Source organism: Staphylococcus sp. GDY8P45P (assembly GCF_017892745.1).
Taxonomy (GTDB): Bacteria; Bacillota; Bacilli; order Staphylococcales; family Staphylococcaceae; genus Staphylococcus; species Staphylococcus cohnii.
Genome location: NZ_JAESLS010000004.1, coordinates 147,452 through 169,624, shown reverse-complemented (window position 1 = coordinate 169,624; position 22,173 = coordinate 147,452). Strand labels below are relative to the sequence as shown.

Sequence of the window (22,173 nt, the reverse complement as noted above, 5' to 3'; positions counted from 1 at the left end):
TTTCAGAATTTTCCTACTCAATGACTATTAATATAGCGTTCTTAAGATTTATGAACTTTTGTTGAATGAACTATTTCTAATAACTGAGTTTGGTATAATGATTAAAAATCATTAAATTCGGAGGATTACATTTTATGAAAAAAGTTTATTTTAACCATGACGGTGGTGTAGATGATTTAGTCTCACTTTTTTTATTAATTCAAATGGAAGAAATTGATTTGATTGGTGTCAGTGCAATTGGCGCTGATAGCTATGTAGAACCAGCTGTGAGTGCTTCACGAAAAATTATAAATCGTTTTTCATCAACGCCTATCCATGTAGCAGCATCGAAAGAACGCGGCAAAAATCCATTTCCTAAAGATTGGCGTATGCATGCATTCTTTATGGATGCTTTACCTATACTGAATGAACCTACTTCGCAACACTCCAAATTGCTAAAACACGCAGCATATGAAGATATTATAGAAAAAGTGAGCGCAAGCGATGAAAAAGTCACTTTATTATTTACTGGACCGCTTACGGATTTAGCTAAAGCTATCACTATCGAACCAAAACTCGTAAATAACATTGAACGCTTAGTATGGATGGGAGGCACATTTTTAGATAAAGGTAATGTTGAAGAACCCGAACATGACGGTACAGCTGAATGGAATGCATTTTGGGATCCTGAAGCAGTTAAAACTATTTTTGATTCAACGCTAAAAATTGATATGGTCGCTTTAGAAAGTACAAATCAAGTACCTATGACTTGGGATATCAGACAAATGTGGGCAAACGAACGTGCGTATACCGGTGTTGATTTTTTAGGTGTAAGTTATGCTGCAGTGCCTCCGCTCACACATTTCCAAACAAATTCTACATATTTCTTATGGGATGTTTTAACAACTGCTTACATAGGCAAACCAGACTTAGTAAAACAACATGACGTTAAAACTTCTGTGCATGTTGATGGCCCTAGTCAAGGAAGTACATATATCGATGAAGAAAATGGCCGATTAGTTTCTGTGGTACATCATGTTGAACATGATAGTTTCTTTAATTACATCACAAATTTAGCTAAGCAAGTAAAATAAATATATGCTTTAATTTTATAAGCAGTTAATAATCAGAAACTTTCTTCTGTTAAAAATGCAGGATCAATATGTGCTTTAGTGATTTCCTCTAAACGTTGTACGTTAACGTCACCTTGCTTTGTTTGATTTAACCCATGCCTATGAGCTAATTCATTATTATATTGATTCAATGGATACATTTTAAAATTTTGTTTCTTATTTTTATACAACGTAGGTTCTAGCTCATAATGTGTTACCAGTGATTTCCATTTGACCTGATTAATTTTAGTTTGTTTCGGAGACTTTTCAATATTGAACGTTAAATTGCCTCCCAGTACATTGTTTTCATCACCTGTTGCCTGACCATTCAAAAAATTTCCCAGGGAATAAGCCACTAGTGTTTTATGATTTTTTTTACCTTTAACCCACTTCACAGGTTGAATGACATGGGGGTGTGTCCCAATCACTACATCTACCCCAGCATCCGCAAACACTTTCGCATATTTCTTTTGTGTTTTATTTGGGTTATGTTTGCCTTCATTACCCCAATGCGCTGAAACAATAACAACATCACTTTGTTTTTTGGCCTTAGCTACATCTTTTTTAATTTGTTTTTCATCAAAATAATTAATGAAATATGGTTTATCAGATTGAATATCATTCGTGCCATATGTATAACTCAATAAAGCTATATTAATATCGTTTTTATTCATGATTTGAATTTCATCTCTATTATTTTGCGAATTGTATGTCCCAAAATATTCAATATCATCAAATTGTTTCCAAAGCGCAATTTCATTCATAAGTCCGCTCATCCCTTGATCTAATGCATGATTATTAGCACCGTTCACTAAATTGAACCCTGTATCAGATAAATCTTTTGCTATAGCTTCTGGCGTATTAAATCGCTTAAATCCGGACAAACCTTTACTATCTCCACCAATGGGAGATTCTTGATTTATATAAGCTATATCTGAAGCTTCAATATCTTTTTTTAAATGACTATACATTGGTTTAAAATCAAAATTTCCATTGTTCACCGAAGCATCATTATATACTTCTGGATGAATTAAATTATCTCCCACTGCATAAAATGAAACATTATGGTTCAAATGCTTAATATTTAATAAACAGCAGGCACTAACTACGATAAAACATAAAAACAATAAAGGAAGTAAAACTTTATATCTCATCACCTAAAACCCCTTCAATACAACATAAATTGTTGAAATGTTTTTCAAATTATAAATTCAATCGCTTCATATATTTATAAACTATTTATAGCATAACAAACTTTAAAAAGTTAAGCTTTTATTACATATATTCAAATGAATTTTATATTGTGTAATAAGTACTTTAAAAATAAACACGCGAACCCAAATAGGGTTCGCGTGCTTATTTTTGAGTATCAAATTTTTCGTCTAAACTCTTATCGTCTTTATTAATTTATAATTTTAATCCTTTTAAAAATGCAAATTCATATTTAGACAACGTTACTTACTTATCAATAATGACTTGTCTATTATCTAAATTATAACTAATAATTAGACGAATTTTATCAAAACTATATTTATTAAACATATTTTGTAACAGTTTCTGCTGACAATCTGTATGAGTCATGTCCAGGATTTTTAGCCTTTCCAATTGCAACAATCATTACTGGTTCAAAGCGTTCTGGGTCTAAATCGAATGCTTCAGCAATTTGATCTTTTTCAAAACCACCAATTGGATTTGTGTCATAACCATAAGATCTAGCGACGAGCATAAATTGCATTGCTGCTAAACTACTATCAATTTTAATAATATCATTCATTTCTGAACGATTTAAACTTTTATATAAGGGCAATATTTTTCCTAACATTTCAACCTTTACTTCTTCAGGCATATAACCATTTAAAACTGCATTATGATAAATATCTTCTCCATATTCATAATTTTGCATGTCGCCAAATATAATAACCATAGCTGCGGATGTATCATTTTGGCGTGTATTAAAACGAACAAGTGGTTTCAATTTTTCTTTCCCTGCTTCACTTTCAACCACTAAAAATCTCCACGGTTGCATATTCACAGATGATGGCGCTTTTGTTGCTTTTTGTATCATCTCATCCATTTCTGATCTAGGAATTTTAACTTGCTCATCAAACACTTTTACAGATTTTCTATTTAGTACAACATCTTCAAAATCATTATTTTTCATTTCAAAATTCTCCTTAGTCTTTTTTACAAAATCAAATTATACGCAATTTGTTATATTTTACAAATCATCTGTTTAAAAATTTAATGATTTTTAAACTTCGAGATCAACATTATTTTGACTCATGAATTTCCTATAATGAAGTTTTTGATTTATCAAAACAATGAATAAACTAAGAAAAACATTTTTCTCAATAAGTCTTATAAAGTATAATTAGAATTAACAATAGTTGATGTTTTGAATATATATTTATATTGTAGTAAAATAAATAAATCCGTTTTAACTCACAAACGGTGAAATTGCTTTTAAAAAAACACCCTATTATATTGAACATTAGCAGACGACGTGTGCTGTTCAAATAATAAATAGAGTTAATGGAAAAAGAGGTAAAATAATGAAATCTGTATCTGTTATTGTAACTTATTATAACTCAGAAGATTATATTGAAAAATGCTTAAACAGCTTAAAAAATCAAAGGTTCCAAGATTTTGAATTAATATTAGTTAACGATGGTTCAACTGATAGTTCAAAATCTATTGCAACTGAAACAATCAAAGATTGGAACATCTCAATTAAAGAAATTGATTTAACTCAAAACTCCGGGCATGCTTACGCGAGAAATATCGCGTTAGAAGCAGTAACATCACCTTATTTTATATTTATAGATTCTGATGATTATCTTGCATCATACGCGCTCGCTTTTTATATGAAACATTTAAATCAATACGATGCTTTAATTGCACCTATTCATTCTTTCACTTTAGATGTACCACAATACGTTGACCAAAATTTAGTGAAAGTGCAATATTTAAACACTAAAACAAAATCAAATCAGTTTCTGCGTAAACATTCTGTTTGTAACATCGTTTTTAAAACAGCCATCATACGTGGACATAATATTAAATTCAATGAAGATTTAGATATCTTTATCGATTGGTCTTTCGTCTTAGAATTCATTAAATATTCTAATGGCTTTGTAAGAATCAGTAGATTCCCTTTCTATATTAAAGGAGAAATCTATGATCCTTTCGAAAAACCGACTTTATCAACTCAAGATTTCAATATTATTTTTAATGACTATGTATATAGCTTTTCAGACGCTGTAAAACGTGCGCCTTTAAAAGAAAATAAAAAATTCATAAAAACTAAAATGAAGAATTTATATAGAGATTCTTTTGAACCATCATTAAGAAAAACACCAGAAAGATATGAATCAAATAGCGAACTTTTACCAAAAGTCACTAGGCAGTTAATGACTACAATATTCAAGAGTGAAAAACCCTTATTTATTTTAGAATCATTAATGCTTATGTTTAATAAGAAAACACCAGCATTTAAAGTTAATAGATTTAGAAAGCGTGCTCGCTTAGCCAAAAATGTTGTTTTACGTCGAAAAAATAAAAATCGTTCATTATATCAACTTACAGATAATGAAAACAAAGTTAAGCCGAATACAATCATTTTTGAAGCTTTTGGTGGTAAAAATTATAGTGACAGTCCAAAATATATCTATGAGTATATGATGAAGTACCATCCAAACTATGAATTTATTTGGGTCTTCAGAAAACCTGATCAAGTATATTTACCAGGACCTGCTAAAAAAGTTAAAAAAGGTTCACAAGCATATTATGAAGCATATGCTAGCGCTAAATACTGGGTAACAAATGCAAGACTGCCTTTATACTTGAATAAAAAAGCTAATCAAGTTTATATTCAAACTTGGCATGGAACACCTTTAAAACGTTTAGCAAATGATATGAAAGTCATCCGTATGCCTGGAACAACAACTGATAACTATAAACGTAATTTCAAGGAAGAAACAAGCAGATGGGATTATCTTATCTCTCCAAACGCTTATTCATCTAAGATATTTGAAACAGCTTTTTGGATGCCGCCAGAAAAAATACTTGAAATTGGTTATCCTAGAAATGATGTCTTAGTTAATCGTGCAAATGATCAAGCTTACATTCAAGAAATTAAAGAAAACTTAAACTTGCCTGAAGATAAAAAAGTAATTATGTACGCACCAACTTGGCGTGATGATGAATTTGTCAAAAAAGGAAAATATTTATTCGACTTAAAAATCGATTTAAATAACTTGCAAGAAAAAATTGGTGATGACTATGTTATTCTATTAAGAATGCATTACCTTATCGCTAACGCATTAGATTTAAGAGGTTATGAAGATTTTGCAATTGATGTATCAAATTATAGTGATATCTCGGAATTATATCTAATTTCTGACTGCTTAATTACAGATTATTCTTCAGTAATGTTTGATTATGGTGTGCTAAAAAGACCTCAAATCTTCTTTGCTTATGACCTAGATAAATATGCCAAAGACTTGAGAGGCTTCTATTTAGATTATCACAAAGATTTACCGGGACCTATTTATCAAGATGCTCATAAACTAGCAGAGGACCTACAACACTTAGATCAAATTGAAAATGACTATAAAGTTGAAATTAATAAGTTTTATAACGATTTTTGTTCAATTGAAAATGGTAATGCTTCTAAAGCAATCGCTGATTTAATTACCAAAAATCAATAAATATTGAATGAATGATGCAAAGCGCATGGATATACATGCTTATGCTCAAAATAAGAGCGCTAATCCATTATGGATTAGCGCTCTATTATTTTTAAAATCTTATACTTTTGAACGAGCATACGCTACTTGGGCAGAAGTACATTTCAAAATCACTGTAACTGATGCGCTATAGTATAAAGTAAACACATTTTTGTCTAAGCGTATTAAGCTTCATATATTAAAGAGAACACTATTTTACAACAGTTGGCCTCGATTCAACATATTAAACATAAACATCCCTTTCTCATTCACAATGAATGAAAAAGGGATGTGCTATATAGTCTCTTAACTTATAAATTATTTTACTGTTCCTGCATCTTTATCATGTACACCATGACGATAATAATCAATATGTTCAGGTTCTAATAGTTTTTTACCTCTGATTACATCAGCAGCTCTTTCAGCTATCATTAATACTGGAGAATGGATATTACCGTTTGTCGTGCGTGGCATAACTGAAGCATCTACAACACGTAAATTTTCCATACCATGTACTTTAAATGTATCAGGATCTACTACTGACATTTCATCAGATTTTGGTCCCATTCTACAACTACAAGATGGATGTAATGCTGTTTCTCCATCACGTTTTACCCATTCGATAATTTCTTCATCTGTTTGAACTTCAGGTCCTGGTGAAATTTCTCCACCATTGAAAGGATCTAAAGCTTTTTGAGACAAGATATTTCTAGCGACCTTAATTGCTTCTACCCATTCACGTTTATCTTCTTCAGTAGATAAGTAATTAAAGACAAAATCAGGTTTTTCAAATGGATCTTTAGATTTGATCTTCAAGTGACCGCGTGAATTAGAGTACATTGGACCAACATGCACTTGGTAACCATGTGCTGTTGGCGCTTTAGTGCCATCATATCTTACTGCAATTGGTAAGAAGTGGAACATTAGATTTGGGTAATCTACTTCATTGTTAGAACGCACAAAGCCGCCACCTTCAAAATGATTGGATGCAGCAGCACCTTTACGACCTAATATCCATTGCAAACCAATAAATGGCATTTTCAATTTATTCAAACTTGGTTGCATTGATACAGGTTGTTTACATGCATGTTGTACATATACTTCTAAATGATCTTCAAAGTTTTCCCCAACACCTGGTAAATGTAAACGAGGTTCGATACCTACAGAACGTAAATGTTCTGAATCACCAATACCTGATAATTGTAATAATTGTGGTGAATTAATTGCACCACCTGATAAAATAACTTCTTTAGCATTAACTGTATGTTCTTTACCATTTTTCTTGAATGTAACACCAGTTACTTTATTTCCATCAAAATTTAATTTAGTAACAAAAGCACGTGTTTGTACGTCTAAATTTTTACGTTTCATAGCTGGATGTAAATAAGCTCTTGAAGCTGAAACACGGCGACCATTATGAACTTGGCTATCAAAAGGACCAAATCCTTCTTGTCGGAAACCATTAACATCTGGTGTTTTATTATAGCCCGCTTCTACACCTGCATTGAAAAATGCTTGGAATAGTGGATTTGTTGCTGGACCTCTTCTTAACTTAATCGGACCATGATGGCCACGATATGGGTCATCTTTACTTGAACCAAATGTTGTTTCTAAACGCTTAAAGTATGGTAAACAATGTGCAAAATCCCAATTCTCCATGCCTTCAGGTTTTGCCCATTTTTCATAGTCCATTGGGTTACCTCTTTGATAAATCATGCCGTTAATAGAACTTGAACCGCCAAGCACTTTACCACGGGCGTGACCTACTTTTCTACCATCCATATGTGGTTCTTCGTTAGTTTCATAAATCCAGTCATAAAGCTTATTGCCTGCTGGATACATTAAAGCAGCTGGCATTTGGATTAATAAATCCCAAGGGTAATCGCTACGTCCTGCTTCAAGTACAAGTACATTATTAGATACATCTTCACTAATTCTCGCACCTAATACTGATCCGGCACTGCCGCCTCCAATAATAATATAATCATACGCTTCTCTCATTTTTATAGCCTCCTGATATATATTTCTAAGATTCATAGTTAATTTTAGTGATTAACGTTACGCTTTACCGAACCAATTCACAGGCTCTGGATTTGTGTTACGAAGGATATGTTTCTCAACTTGATACTCTGCTAGACCTTCTTTTCCAAGTTCTCTACCAATACCTGATTGCTTATATCCGCCCCATGGTGCTTGCGCAAAATATGGATGGAAATCGTTAATCCAAACTGTACCCATTCTTAATTGATTAACGACACGTTCTGCTTTACCAACATCGTTAGTAAATACACCACCAGCTAGTCCATATATAGAATCGTTAGCTAATGTGATTGCCTGTTCTTCTGTATCAAAACCTTCGATTGTTACAACAGGGCCAAACACTTCTTCTTGAACGATACGCATTGAAGTATCACAATCAGTAATCACTGTTGGTTCAAAGAATAAGCCATCTTGTAAGTCTTCACGTTCTGGTCGTTTACCACCTATTGCAATAGTGGCATTTTCTGATTTAGCTACTTCCATATATTTCTCTATTTTTTCTCTATGTTCTACAGAGATTACTGGACCCATTTCAGTTTCTGGGTTAAAACCGTCGCCTAATTTAATGTTTTTGATTCTTTCAATTAATGCTTGTTCAAATTGGTTTTTAATTTTGTTATCTACTAAAATTCTGGCACCAGCTGAACAAACTTGTCCTGCATGGAAAAAGCCACCATTTAGCGCTTGATCAACTGCAAGCTCAAAGTCTGCATCACCGAATATAATATTAGGATTTTTACCACCTAGTTCTAAAGCAACATTCGTTACATGATCTGCCGCTTGTTTCATAATGTGTTTACCTGTCTGAATACCACCTGTAAATGATACTAAATCGACATCTTTATGTGCTGATAGTGGTTCTCCTACTTCAGAACCCTTACCTAATACTAGATTAATAACGCCTTTAGGGAAGCCAACTTCTTCCATCAATTCAAACACACGGATTGTTGTTAATGGTGTAATTTCACTTGGTTTCATTACTAAAGAACAACCAGTCGCTAATGCTGGCGCAATTTTCCAAGATGCTTGAAGTAAAGGATAATTCCAAGGTGTGATTTGTGTTACTACACCTACTGGTTCTTTAACGACTTTACTTTCTGTATTTGGGATTGGAGAATCAATAATTTCTCCTCCATCTTTATCTGCTAACCCAGCGAAAAAGTTAAATACATTTGCAATATCGTCCATATCAGCATAAGATTCTTCTAATGTCTTACCTGTATCTAACGTTTCAAGTTTCGCTAATTCTTCACGATGTGTTTCGATTAAATTAGCTATTGCTCTAACTTTCTTACCTCTATTTTCACTTGTTTCATTAGCCCATGTTCCTTCTTCAAAAGCACGTCTTGCTGCTAAAATTGCACGTTCACTATCTTCTGCAGTTCCTTCTGCTACTTCAAGAATAACTGCTTGATTATATGGATTAATAATCTCTCTCGTTTGCTTATTTGAGCTTTCCACCCATTCTCCATCTATATATTGAAGACGAGATAAATGATCTACAAGTTCCATTAAAATTACCTCCGTTAAGTTTGTTAAATTTTTATTTAACGAATTTTATGAACTTTATGTTATCATAGTAGTTGAAAAAGTGTCAAATGTGTTTAAATATGATAGGGGTTTATACATGCATCTTTTGAGTATGGAATGTAAACTATAGGAACTCACTATTTATTTTTCACTTAACTATATATGGACTTGAACGGAGGTGGACAATTGGTACATTCGACCAACCCTGATTATCAATTAGAAGAAGCTAAGGATATCGTTATTAATGCTATAGGCGAAACCATGGATCTATATGGCATCAATAGAAGTGTAGGAAACTTATTTGGAACAATGCTTTTTGAAGACAGTATGACACTTGATGAAATGAGAGAACAGTTACAAATGAGCAAACCCAGCATGAGTGCTGGTGTTAAAAGACTTCAAGAATTTGATATTGTTAAGCAACAATTCACACGTGGAAGTAGAAAACAACATTTTGTCGCTGAAAAGGATTTCTTTAATTTCTTTAGTAATTTCTTTTCTCGCAAATGGCGTCGGGAGATTGTTATTAATTCAGAAGGCGTTCACGATGCAGTAGCTATACTTGATAAGATTATTGATAACAGCAAAGCAGACGAAGCTACAAAATCGGAAGCAGAAGAAGTTAAACAACAATTACTTGATACTTTGCCTTATTATGAATGGCTAGACAATTTAAGTAATGCATTAGAATCTGGTGAAATATTTAAATATTTCCCAATTCCAGAAAAAAAAGACTAACAAAAATGTTACAAGCTTATTTTTAACATTTTTGAATAAAAGCTGAGACAGTTCATTATGTCTCAGCTTTAAGTATGTGTTCATACGTATTGAAATATCGCGAATACACTCACTTTACAAAGTTTGTCTAATCGCAGTTATTATAAAAAAGCGCACTAAAATCTTACGGTAAAATAAGATTTTGGTGCGCTTGTTACTTTTTTATTCATCATTTTCTCTACGTTCTCTTACTTGTGTTATGCGTAACGAACGTCTTTCTACTTCTCTATATTTTTCTGCTCTATCTTCAAGTTTCAATCTATCTTCGGACAATGTTCTTAAGAATGAAATCATCATCATGACAAATATAGCCAACAGAGGGACACTTGCCAATAAAGAAGCTGTCTTTAAGACTTCTAAAGCTTGTTCCCCACCTACTAACATCAATCCAAATGGTAATAGACATAGAGCAAAAGCCCAGTATAATCTATTTGCTTTTAATGGCTCGCCTATGACTTTCTTTTGAGAAGCCGCAGCCAATATATAAGAACCTGAATCAAATGTTGTTGCTAAGAATAAGAATGCAGATAACAAGAATAGCACAATGATTAAATTAGGGAACGGCAATTGATGCATAACTTCTATAATAGTAGCCTCTGTGCCATGCGTATTTAAGAAATGTATCACATCGAATGAACCAGTGATTTGTAAATAAACTGCATAGTTACCAAAGATACCAAAGAACAGTGCACATCCTAATGTTCCATAAATGATTGTCCCAAGCACAATTTCTTTAAGTGTACGCCCTTTAGAAATACGTGCAATAAACAATCCTATAAATGGCGCATATACAATCCACCATGACCAATAGAAAATCGTCCATTGTTGTGGGAAATTCGTTTCTTTACGACCACCTATACCACCAAATGGTTCAATCCATGTAGCCATTTGGAAGAAGTTTTTAATCATGTTACCCATGCCTGTAATAGAGGTTTCCATGATGAATACCGTTGGTCCAACAATAAATACAAAGCCTAATAATACAAAAGATAAAATAACATTTGCATCACTTAAAACTTTAATTCCCTTTTTCAAACCAGAGTAAGAACTATATGCAAAGACAGCTGTAATTGTGAATAGAATAATACTACGCATCAACATACTGTCTCCTATACCTGTTAATTTTTCTATACCTGCAGAAATCATTGGTACACCAAGTGCTAGTGAAGTAGCTGCGCCACCAAGTAGACCAAAGATAAATAGAATATCAACTATTTTTCCTATAATGCCATCTGTCTGACCTCTTAAGATCGGACGCATTGTTTGACTGATTTTGTAAACTGGTTTTTTCTTGATAAAAACAAGATAACCAATTGCTAATGCTGGCAGTACAAATGTAGCCCAAGCAATTGGGCCCCAATGGAACATGCCATACATAGTAGCGTAATTCAATGCACTATCCGTCATTCCTTTACCGCCATGTGGTGGATCTTGATAATAGAATGCCCATTCAATAACGCCCCAGTATAAGATATCTGAAGCAATTCCGGCACAAAACAGCATAGCTGCCCAACTAAAATTATTAAATTCTGGCTTATCTGTCGCTTTACCAAGCGTTACATTGCCATATTTACCAAATGCGATGTAGAGTACAAATATTAACGTTGCAAGTCCAATCAATAAATATACTGAGCCGAGTGTACTCGACACGACATCATTTAAATGCGTTATTATGTCCTGACTGGCCTTAGGAAAAACCATCATCGGAATAACTGCAATAAGTAATATCAGTGAAGACCCTATAAAGGTCGTCCAATCCATTACTTTTACTCTTTCTTTTTTCACAATAGACACCCCTTATTGTTAGTAAAATATGTAAAAAATTTGCTAATTAGTATAATTTTTTAGCAAAACCATTTATTAAATTACAAACATGAGCCTAACGAACTTTTAATAATAATGCAAATTACATTCAAAAATCACAAACTCAAAAGATGAATAAATATATAATTTTTATAATATCCACAGTCTTGAAATTCGTTCTAATCACAGTGTTAAGTTTAAATTTAACGAAATTAACAAATGGAACAAACTTTCTTTTTGTATCATTATTCATAAATAATGTATTAATATTAGTTTTATATTTTTTCAAAAAGTTGTTATTTTCTTTTTGATATCACAAATTTAATACGTTTTTAAGTTGCGATAGATTTTAATTTTGTTAGAATAATATTGTTTGTTATCAATATTTGACAAGGGAGTTTATATCATGTGGCATTATTATAAATTGTATTGGCAAAATGCGTTTAATTTTAAAGGGCGTGCCAGAAGAAAAGAACTGTGGTTCCCATTTTTGGTCAATGTGTTAATCTCTATCCTATTGGCTATACTATTAGATCATATTTTCAAAATACCTATGTCGATGAGTGACGCAATTAGCGCTTTATTTACAATTATTATCTTTATTCCAGATTTTTCAGTAGCTACAAGACGCATGCATGATATTGGCCGAACAATGACTTTTCCAATTATATTTAGTATCTTTTTCGTATTATTTTTTATTGGTTCATATACCACATACGGCGAAGGCATATTTTTCAATATCTTAGAAGGCTTTTTAGGCATTGGCAGTATTATTTTCTTCATTTTAAATATCGTCGCATTCTTTTACATGATTACTGACAGTGACAAAGCAGGTAATCAATTCGGTCTACCACGTAAGTAATTAGAATAGACGCACATAAAGAACGGGACAGAAATCATGCTTTACAAGCAATTCCTGTCCCGTTTTTCTTTTTACAAAAAATATTAAGCCCATACTTTTCAGCTAAAATAGCTTATAATCCATATATAGTGTATTTATAATAAATGAGGTATTTATCATGAACAAAAATAAAATAATTAATTATTGGAATAAGCGTGCGTCATCCTTCAGTCAAGATAAACAAGCAGAACTAAAAAGTGTGCACGCAGAAAGATGGTTAGCTGAGATAAATCAGATTATAACAATTAGACCTGGTATGAAAATCTTAGACATTGGCACAGGTGCAGGTTTTTTGGCAATACTATGCCAGCAACAAGGCGCACAAGTTACTGGCATTGATCTTTCCCCTGAAATGATTCAATCTGCAAAGCAAAATGATTTACGTTTTAATATGAATGTCAACTTTCAAGTCATGGATGCTGAGCATTTACACTTTGACGACGCATGTTTTGACCTAGTCATTTCTAGAAATGTCACTTGGTTATTGCCAGATACAAAAGCTGCCTACCAAGAATGGTTACGGGTTTTAAAACCAAATGCTACACTCATTAATATCGATGGAGATTATGGAAAAGTTGCTTTTACCGATTATAGTAATTTACCAAATCACCACGCACATCATGCTTTAGAAGACACGATGTTAGCGGAGAGCGAAAATATAAAGCAAAGTATTTCAATTAATCACTACAGCCGCCCTCAATACGATTTAAATATCCTTAAGCAAATAAATACGAAGTCCATTCATGTAGATACGACTATTTATCAACGTATTTATCAAACACAAGATGAATTTTATAATCCAACACCTATATTTTTAATAGCACTAACGAAATAATATGTGCCAATGAACAATAAAACATCGCTTATCCTATTAAAATATGAATAATTCGTTTCACTTAGAGCCTACAACTTGCGTTGGCATCTATTTTTTATCATACTATATATGAATAAAAGTAAAAGGAGTGGTAAGAATGAATAAAGAACAATTTGATAAAGTAAAAAATGGCAAAGGTTTCATTGCTGCGTTAGACCAAAGTGGTGGAAGTACCCCTAAAGCATTAAGTGACTATGGTGTAACTGAAGACCAATATAACAGTGAAGATGAAATGTTTAAACTTGTGCATGATATGCGTACACGAATTGTTTCATCACCTTCGTTCAGTTCTGATAAAATCATCGGTGCAATTCTTTTCGAACAAACAATGGATCGTGAAGTAGATGGTAAACATACTGGTGACTATTTAGCTGATAAAGGTGTCGTTCCTTTCTTAAAAGTAGATAAAGGTTTAGCTGAAGAACAAAACGGCGTACAGTTAATGAAGCCAATTCCAGACTTAGATAAATTATTAAGCCGTGCAAATGACCATAAAATTTTTGGTACAAAAATGCGTTCAAATATTTTAGAATTTAATAAAACTGGTATTGATCAAGTCGTACAACAACAATTCGAAATCGGAAAACAAATCATCTCTGCCGGTTTGGTACCAATTATCGAACCAGAAGTGAATATCAATGCTGATAACAAAGCAGAGATTGAATCATATTTAGCAAGTGCAATCTTAGCAGAGTTAAATAAATTAAATGACGATGAACTCGTAATGCTAAAATTAACAATCCCAACTAAAGCAAACCAATATCAAGAATTAATCGCACACCCTAATGTGGTTCGTGTCGTTGCTTTATCTGGTGGTTATAGCAGAGAGCATGCTAACGAAGTTTTAAAACAAAACAAAGACTTAATTGCTAGTTTCTCTCGTGCATTAATCAATGACTTAAATGTCAATCAATCAGATGAAGAATTTGATAAAATTTTAGCAGATACAATCGACTCTATCTATGATGCATCAGTAAACAAAGCTTAATGATTAATCAGTAATACCTTTATATTTCCCAGGAAAAGTAGCAAACATAAAAAACATTTAAAACACACACTGACCTTTAAAAGTTAGTGTGTGTTTTTATATAGTAATGTTTAAATGCAGTTCTATCAACGATTTACAAATTCAACCTATATTTATTGTCCTCTGTACGCAATCTAACGTACACATATGTCATTTATCAAAATAGTGAGTACTTTATTAAAAAATGTTTGCACCCCGAATCTATACCTTATTTCATCAATACTTTCTTAGTAAGTAAAATCAATGTAACTTTATGAGAAATCGATAAATAGTCTAGCCATAAATAACAACAAACTATATAATTATATTAATTTGCTAATTACCAATGATTTTAAGGGGAGGAAATATGAAAAATTATTTACATAGATGGATCATTGAAGCGCTAAGTTATATGGCTTTAGGTTTATTTGGCTCTTTGATTATCGGCTTAATTTTAGAAACGCTTGGAGAACAAACATTACTACCACAATTAAATCTGACATTTCTATCAGAAATCGGTAAAGTAGCAATGTCCATGACGGGTGCTGCCATCGGTGTGGCGATTGCTTACGGTTTAGGCGCAAAACCACTTGTTACATTTTCTTGTGTTATTGTAGGTACCTTAGGTTATACGACTTTTGATGGGGGTCCAGTAGGCGCTTATATTGCTACAGTTATCGTTGTTGAACTGAGTAGATTATATGCTGGAAAAACTAAAATCGATATTATTTTATCTCCACTACTAACGATATTAATAGGTGGGTTTATCGCAAAAGCTTTCGGACCAGCATTAAATCAATTTATGACAGGCTTAGGTAAAATTATTATTGCATCTACGGAGCAACAACCTTTCATCATGGGCATCTTAGTTGCTGTTATCTTTGGTTTAGCTTTAACTGCACCGATATCTAGCGCAGCATTAGCGTTGATGTTAGACTTAAATGGTCTCGCTGCAGGGGCGGCAACAATCGGATGCGCTTCACAAATGATTGGTTTTGCAGTCACTGGTTATAAAGATAATGGTTGGGGTGGTGTGCTTTCAGTAGGTATTGGTACAAGTATGCTGCAAGTCCCTAATATCATTAAGCATCCAATGATTTTACTACCACCTACTGTTACCAGTGCGATTGTCGCACCTATTATGACAACGTTCTTTCCTATGACGAATAACGCTGCAGGTGCTGGTATGGGGACGAGTGGACTCATCGGTCAAATTATGACGATCAATACAATGGGTGGTTCTATACAGACTTGGTGCTTAATCATTACTTTCCATATTTTATTGCCAGCCATCATTAGTTTCCTTCTTTATAAACTTTGTTTAAAAAAACAATGGATAAGTCCTGGCGACCAACTAATTCACATTGCAAAGTAGAAATGATATTTAAAATAAGACAAAGCCTGAGACGCATAAATGTCTCAGGCTTTGCTTTATTTTGATTAATTTAATTATGCTTAAATTTCACTCATCATTTTCATGCGTAAGCTTTGCCAAAATCAACATAACTATTTTCAACAATAACGTTGTGATCATAGCTTTATTTCATTCTACTCTTTATCCACATGTGCATTTACAGGCACATTCGTAGTAGATTTTCTTGTTTGTGTTATATATAAAATCGCTGCTATAACATACCAAGCCAATACGATAAGCCATTCAGAAGGCCATGCCAACGATGATGGCATGCCTGGCAAATAGATGACTATAAACAAAACACTTAAAATAATAGCTATACTACCAACGAGTTTGCCATTTTTTATACGATAAGGTCTAGCTAAATCAGGTTGCACTTTGCGTAATTTCATAAATGAAATCGCTACGAGTAAATAGCCTAATACCACGCCAATACCGCCAGCATTAACAATCCATACAAGTGCTGCTCTACCTAAAAGTGGTGCAACGAACGCTAATACACCAAGAAATAAAATACCGTGTGTAGGTGTTTTATACTTAGGATGAATAAATGCAAACCATTTAGGAATCATGTGATTTTTTGCCATAGCATACAAAATTCTACTACCGCCAATGATAAAAGCATTCCAACTTGTAATTATGCCAGCTACACCGCCTAATACAAGTAAGACACCAAATCCACTATGGCCAAATAAGTTGGCCATTGCATCTGCTGTTGCCAAATTACTGTTGCTTAAAGCTTTAGGTGATAAGCCTGTTGCCACACCAAATACAATGAGCAAATAAAAAATTACAGAGGCGATAATAGATAATATTAAAATACCGCCGATTTTTTCGCAGGTGCTTTAACTTCTTCTGCGATTTGCGGAATGACATCAAAACCAACAAATAGAAATGGAATCATCATTAAGACAGACATTGTTCCACTAACGCCATTTTCAAATGGTTGTAAATTGTTGAAATTACCATTAAAGCCCGCTCCAAATACAAGCAATAAACCAACACCTACAATAAAAATTGTAAAAACAGTTTGCATAATTGCTGCAGGTTTGACACCAAAATAATTAAGTGAAGTTAAAATGACACTTCCAATCGAGCCAATGATAACCCATGTGAAATATACATCCCAACTTGCGATATTCCACATCAATCCTTGATGTTGAAATGGAATGACGTAGTCGATCACGGTAGGCAATGCAACCGCTTCAAATGTAATTACAGAGACATAGCCAAATAATACGGACCAACCTGATATAAAGGCAATTCCCGGAGTGAAGGCTTTTTTAACAAATACAAAGCCTCCACCAGTTTCTGGAATTGCAGCAGCTAATTCTGCATATGTAAGTCCGATAACAATGACTAAAAATCCACCGAGTAAAAATGCCACAATACTTCCTATAAAACCTGCTGTTAATACCCATTCTCCTGACAATACGACCCAGCCCCATCCAAGCATTGCGCCAATTGCCAAAAATAAGACATCAGTAATATTCATCGTCTTATTAAATTGAGATTTCATTTTACATACCCCATAACATTCATTGAATTAAAAGTGAATGAGTTTAAATTTCCAATATTGGTTTCAATCTAATCATCACTTTCTTGTTCGTTTAGATTCAAAGTTTTGCTTTATTTACGACTAGTACTTCTTCGCTTGCACTTTAAATACCTATGGATAAATATTTCGTTTCTAAATATGGCTCTATACCTTCAATGCCACCTTCTCTACCATAGCCACTTTCTTTCAAGCCACCAAATGGCGCATGGGCAGCTGAAGGACCACCATCATTCCATCCAACAACACCATATTCTAATTCATTATAAAGTTTTAGTCCTGTACGATAATCATTTGTAAAGAAATAAGAAGCTAAACCAAATTCTGTATCGTTTGCCATTTTTATTGCTTCATCTAAATCTTCATAAACCATAACTGGTGCAACAGGACCGAAAGTTTCTTCATGCATTACTTTCATATCTAAATTCACATTAGAGATAACAACTGGTTTTAGGAAATTTCCTTTTAATGCTTGTATATCATCCACTGTCCGTGATAATTTCCCACCTTTAGCTTGTGCATCTGTGATATGTGTCATTACTTTTTCAACTGCAGCCTTATCAATTAGCGGTCCAATTTTAACGTCCTCTTGAAAACCGTCACCGACAGCTAGTTCGTTAACTTTCTCAATCAAGCGCGTTGTATATTGATCAGCAATATCTTGATGTACGAAGATACGATTTGCACAGATACATGTTTGACCAGCATTTCTAAATTTAGAGGCAATGGTGCCATCTACGGCCGCTTCAACATCAGCATCTTTATGCACAATTAAAGGTGCTAAACCACCTAGCTCCATCGTTACATTTTTTACACTTTGCGCAGATTGTTCAATCAGTGATTTTCCTACAGCAGTTGATCCAGTAAATGTCACTTTATTAATCAGTTTATGAGAGGTGAAGATATCACCTGCATCTTTACCAGACGCAATAATATAAGATATCGCACCTTCAGGTATGCCTGCTTCATGTGCTAGCGCAACAAGTTTAATGGTTGTTAATGGTGTTTTGACAGCAGGTTTACAAATAATCGTACATCCAGCTGCCAATGCAGGCGCCATTTTACGCGTTATCATCGCTGCCGGGAAATTCCAGGGTGTAATTGCACCTACGACACCTACTGGAAATTTATCAATCATTATTTTTTTAGATGGCGTGTTTGCTGGTATCGTACGTCCATATACTCGCTTAGCTTCTTCGGCATACCACTTAACATAAGCATTAGCATAGATGACCTCCCCTTTGGCTTCTGCTAGTGGTTTTCCACCCTCAAGTGTAATCAGTTTCGCAAGTTCATCCTGATGTTCATCAATGAGATTCGCCCATTCATACAATTTTGCTGAACGTTCGTGTGCATCCACTAATTTCCATTCTTCAAATGCTTTATGTGCACGTTCAATTTTCGAATTAATTTCATCATGGCTCGTGTAATTCAAACGTTCTATAACTTCATTTGTAGAAGGGTTATAAACTTCTAATTGACCCATTTTTATTCTCTCCCTTACATTTATTTTTGTTATGAGGTATGACTTATCTATACCCTCTATTTAAAAATAAAATTTTAAGCGTTTGTATGTGCTTCTGTTATGTCCACATTTTTAAAAGTCTCAGATAATATTTCTAATCCTTGTTGTAATTCATCGTCTGAAATAACGAGTGGTGTTAAGAAACGTAAAACATTACCTTTAATACCAGCAGATAATAATAACAAACCATTTTCATTTGCCGTTTGAATAATTTTTCCAGTTAATGCTTTATTGGGTTCGCCAGTTTGATCATCGATGATTTCGCAGGCTACCATAGCGCCAAGTCTACGAATATTCGTGATAAATGAATGTTGTTCTGCGTTGTGATATAAGAAATCTTCAAGTTGCTTTCCAATTTTTTCTGCTTTATTGTTTAAATCTTCCTCTTCAATGATTTCAATGACTTTTAAAGCAGCTTCACACGCTAAAGGATTACCAGCATATGTGCCACCTAGTTCCCCTGGAGATGCACTATCTATGATTTCCGTTTTGCCAACCACACCACTTAAAGGAAATCCTGCAGCTAATGATTTAGACACAGTTATTAAATCAGGTTCTATATCAAAATATTCAATCGCAAATGTTTTTCCTGTTCGAGCAAAACCTGTTTGAATTTCATCCGCCACAAAAATAATGTCGTGATCTTCACATATTTTTTTAACTGCTTTCACGAATTTTTTGTCCGGAATAATAAACCCACCTTCTCCTTGAACAGGTTCCATCACGATACAAGCTACTTCACTAGGATCTACTGTTTCAACAAAGAAATCATGTAACTTATTAATCATTTGATCAATATAAGCTGTTTCGGATAAAGATTCGGATTTTTCTGAAATATTAGGATATGGTGCTTGGTAAACTTCTGGTGCAAAAGGACCAAACCCAAGTTTATAAGGTCTCACTTTACTTGTCATAGACATTGTTAAATTTGTACGGCCATGAAAGCCTCTTACAAAAGATACAACTGATTGCCTTCCAGTGTGTTTTCTAGCAATTTTTACAGCATTCTCTACAGCTTCTGCACCTGAATTAAGTAAAATCACTTTTTTATCAAAATCACCAGGCGTAATTTCAGTTAATTTTTGTGCTAAGTTGAGATAACTTTTATACATGATGACATTGAAACCAGGATGTATAAACTTGTCCAATTGTTCTTTTAAATGTTTGGTTATCTTAGGATGTGTGTGTCCAACATTTAATGTACCAATAGCTCCCGCGAAATCAATGAAACGTTCACCGTCTACATCTGTGACCGTAGCACCTTGTGCATAATCTGCCACATGCAGATTGCCGTTTCCAACACCACGTGCTACATATTTATCACGTTGTTTTTTATAGCTTTCGAATTGATTTGTCATCAATAACCCCTCCTCTTTGTCCCCACGTAAGACGCATGGTTTTCTAAAATTTAAGGGATTATTGGTATAGTGTAAAGTACCAGTTATGATAATTTAATGGAACCAGATCATTCCCAAACGACTTCCTTTAATCTCTGAACTGCCTGGGGAATCTGGTCTTGCTTGATTTTTGAAAAACCTATGATAAGCGTTTTATATGCATTATTTTTTTCAAGCGCTTTCACGGAAAATCGATTTAACGTATAAAGCTCAAGTTTCTTTTCTTTAGCACGCGATTCAATTTCTTGGTAAGAAAATGGTGTGTTCACTTCTATAATAAAATGCAAACCAGCTTGTGTATCTTTAATTCGAATGTCATTTTCAAAGCTATTTGATAAGTGTGTGATGAGTGCTTCTCGTTTTTTTCCATATATCTGATGCATCTTTTTCACATATTTTTCATAATAACCTTCTTTGATCATTAAATTTAGTGTAAGTGCATGAATCGTTGAAAAATCAGGAATCATATTTAAATTAAGGCAATCAAATTTCTTCACTAAATTTATAGGCAAAATCATATAACTCATGCGTAAACCTGGCATCAAAGTTTTTGAAAAAGTACCTAGGTAAATCACGCGTTCATTTTTATCAAAACTAAACAGTGAAGGTATATTATCTGTTTCATATTTGAATTCACTATCATAATCATCTTCTATGATATAACTTTGCGTTTGACTTGCCCAATTCAGAAGGTCAATTCGACGCGATACAGGCATGATTATCCCCATTGGAAATTGGTGTGAAGGTGTCACTATCGTGGCATCAGGTTGAGCTTGTTTAATATCTTCAATAGATATCCCCTTACGGTCTAAAGCAATCGGTTTTAACTGCGCAGATGTTTGATTGATTAATGTTCTAAACCTTGAGTATCCAGGGTTTTCCACTGCTATTGTGATTTCATCTGGTAATAATTGAATTAATTTGGTTAACAGTGTATTAGTTCCAGAACCAATGACAATTTGTTCCGGATGACATTGGATGCCTCTTTGATAAGACACTAATTTAGCAATCGATTGTCTTAACTCTATTGGACCTTTAATTTGAGGTATCGAAGACAATTCATAATCATAATTTTGAAATACACGTTTAACGAGTTTGGTCCATATTTCTACAGGAAATGCTGAAATATCGGTACTCATATGTGAAAATGAATAATCGTATGTAGCTTCAATATGATGTTCTTGCACATCCAGAGATATTTGCGCATTTGGATCGATAATCAATTTTTCTAAAGGCTCAATAAAATAGCCCTTTCGCTCTTCAGTATAAATATAGCCTTCAGCTAATAACTGTTCATATGCTGCTTTTACACTATTCACACTAATATTTAAATGTTGAGCCATATCCCTTTTTGAAGGCAACTTTTCATGACTCTCATATTTGAATGCGAGAATATCCTCTTTTAATTGTCTATATAATTGACGATAAATAAATTGACCGCTTTCTTGTTGCATCCAATCTCCCCCCATTTCACTTCATCCATTCTTCTGTTATTTCATATCACTCATTATAATGAAAACGAGGACGGTATTG

General features: G+C 33.6%; 16 protein-coding genes and 1 pseudogene. 8 read left to right on the top strand and 9 right to left on the bottom strand.

Translation table 11 applies throughout. From position 1 onward, the window contains the following. Positions 1-134: 134 nt before the first annotated feature. The gene (locus KA873_RS01050; protein ID WP_107504465.1) at positions 135-1,073 is read left to right on the top strand and encodes a nucleoside hydrolase; all 939 of its coding nucleotides are present in this window, start codon (positions 135-137) and stop codon (positions 1,071-1,073) included. Between the two features lie 32 nt (positions 1,074-1,105). Here KA873_RS01050 and KA873_RS01045 read toward each other — a convergent pair whose 3' ends face one another. Together KA873_RS01045 and KA873_RS01040 are read right to left on the bottom strand one after the other, a co-directional pair. Beyond that, the gene (locus tag KA873_RS01045; protein ID WP_210140142.1) at positions 1,106-2,245 is read right to left on the bottom strand and encodes a CapA family protein; all 1,140 of its coding nucleotides are present in this window, start codon (positions 2,243-2,245) and stop codon (positions 1,106-1,108) included. A gap of 380 nt (positions 2,246-2,625) precedes the next feature. Beyond that, positions 2,626-3,252 carry a nitroreductase family protein gene (locus KA873_RS01040; RefSeq protein ID WP_107385389.1) on the bottom strand — a complete coding sequence of 209 codons (627 nt, stop codon included), beginning with the start codon at positions 3,250-3,252 and terminating at the stop codon, positions 2,626-2,628. A gap of 391 nt (positions 3,253-3,643) precedes the next feature. On the opposite strand from KA873_RS01040, the gene KA873_RS01035 reads away from it, so the two are divergent. Then, a complete protein-coding gene (locus KA873_RS01035) occupies positions 3,644-5,800 on the top strand; it encodes a bifunctional glycosyltransferase family 2 protein/CDP-glycerol:glycerophosphate glycerophosphotransferase (RefSeq protein WP_107504463.1) in 2,157 nt (718 codons plus the stop codon). A 25-nt stretch (positions 5,801-5,825) separates the two neighbouring features. After that, positions 5,826-5,972, top strand: a complete 147-nt coding sequence (locus KA873_RS01030) for a hypothetical protein (RefSeq protein ID WP_154409510.1) — start codon at positions 5,826-5,828, stop codon at positions 5,970-5,972. A gap of 164 nt (positions 5,973-6,136) precedes the next feature. On the opposite strand, the gene betA is transcribed toward KA873_RS01030, so the two are convergent. After that, positions 6,137-7,819, bottom strand: a complete 1,683-nt coding sequence (betA, locus tag KA873_RS01025; RefSeq protein ID WP_107383834.1) for a choline dehydrogenase — start codon at positions 7,817-7,819, stop codon at positions 6,137-6,139. A gap of 57 nt (positions 7,820-7,876) precedes the next feature. After that, positions 7,877-9,370, bottom strand: coding sequence for a betaine-aldehyde dehydrogenase (gene betB, locus KA873_RS01020; protein WP_107385780.1), 1,494 nt, complete (start codon positions 9,368-9,370; stop codon positions 7,877-7,879). A 204-nt stretch (positions 9,371-9,574) separates the two neighbouring features. On the opposite strand from betB, the gene cudC reads away from it, so the two are divergent. Further along, positions 9,575-10,126: a choline uptake/conversion transcriptional regulator CudC gene (cudC, locus tag KA873_RS01015; protein ID WP_107383832.1), complete on the top strand. Its 552-nt coding sequence runs from the start codon at positions 9,575-9,577 to the stop codon at positions 10,124-10,126. A 201-nt stretch (positions 10,127-10,327) separates the two neighbouring features. Here the strand turns inward: cudC and KA873_RS01010 are convergent, their stop codons facing one another. Then, positions 10,328-11,950 carry a BCCT family transporter gene (locus tag KA873_RS01010; RefSeq protein WP_107383831.1) on the bottom strand — a complete coding sequence of 541 codons (1,623 nt, stop codon included), beginning with the start codon at positions 11,948-11,950 and terminating at the stop codon, positions 10,328-10,330. A gap of 424 nt (positions 11,951-12,374) precedes the next feature. Here KA873_RS01010 and KA873_RS01005 point away from each other — a divergent pair, with 424 nt between their 5' ends. From KA873_RS01005 to KA873_RS00990, 4 genes are all read left to right on the top strand, one after another. Continuing rightward, entirely contained in the window at positions 12,375-12,830 is a 456-nt protein-coding gene (locus KA873_RS01005; protein WP_107504462.1) for a DUF805 domain-containing protein, read from the top strand. A gap of 157 nt (positions 12,831-12,987) precedes the next feature. Next, a complete protein-coding gene (locus tag KA873_RS01000) occupies positions 12,988-13,704 on the top strand; it encodes a class I SAM-dependent methyltransferase (protein WP_210140141.1) in 717 nt (238 codons plus the stop codon). A gap of 136 nt (positions 13,705-13,840) precedes the next feature. Then, the gene (locus KA873_RS00995; RefSeq protein ID WP_107383828.1) at positions 13,841-14,731 is read left to right on the top strand and encodes a fructose bisphosphate aldolase; all 891 of its coding nucleotides are present in this window, start codon (positions 13,841-13,843) and stop codon (positions 14,729-14,731) included. Between the two features lie 385 nt (positions 14,732-15,116). After that, a complete protein-coding gene (locus KA873_RS00990; RefSeq protein WP_107383827.1) occupies positions 15,117-16,124 on the top strand; it encodes a PTS sugar transporter subunit IIC in 1,008 nt (335 codons plus the stop codon). Positions 16,125-16,297: 173 nt separating this feature from the next. On the opposite strand, the pseudogene KA873_RS00985 reads toward KA873_RS00990, so the two are convergent. The 4 genes and pseudogenes from KA873_RS00985 to gabR form a co-directional block, all read right to left on the bottom strand. Further along, positions 16,298-17,682 (bottom strand): annotated as a pseudogene (locus KA873_RS00985) (APC family permease). Positions 17,683-17,824: 142 nt separating this feature from the next. Next, a complete protein-coding gene (locus KA873_RS00980) occupies positions 17,825-19,204 on the bottom strand; it encodes an NAD-dependent succinate-semialdehyde dehydrogenase (RefSeq protein WP_150821863.1) in 1,380 nt (459 codons plus the stop codon). Positions 19,205-19,278: 74 nt separating this feature from the next. Then, the gene (gabT, locus tag KA873_RS00975; RefSeq protein WP_210140140.1) at positions 19,279-20,601 is read right to left on the bottom strand and encodes a 4-aminobutyrate--2-oxoglutarate transaminase; all 1,323 of its coding nucleotides are present in this window, start codon (positions 20,599-20,601) and stop codon (positions 19,279-19,281) included. 107 nt (positions 20,602-20,708) lie between these two features. Beyond that, entirely contained in the window at positions 20,709-22,094 is a 1,386-nt protein-coding gene (gabR, locus tag KA873_RS00970) for a MocR-like transcriptional regulator GabR (protein WP_107383824.1), read from the bottom strand. Between the last annotated feature and the right edge of the window lie 79 nt (positions 22,095-22,173).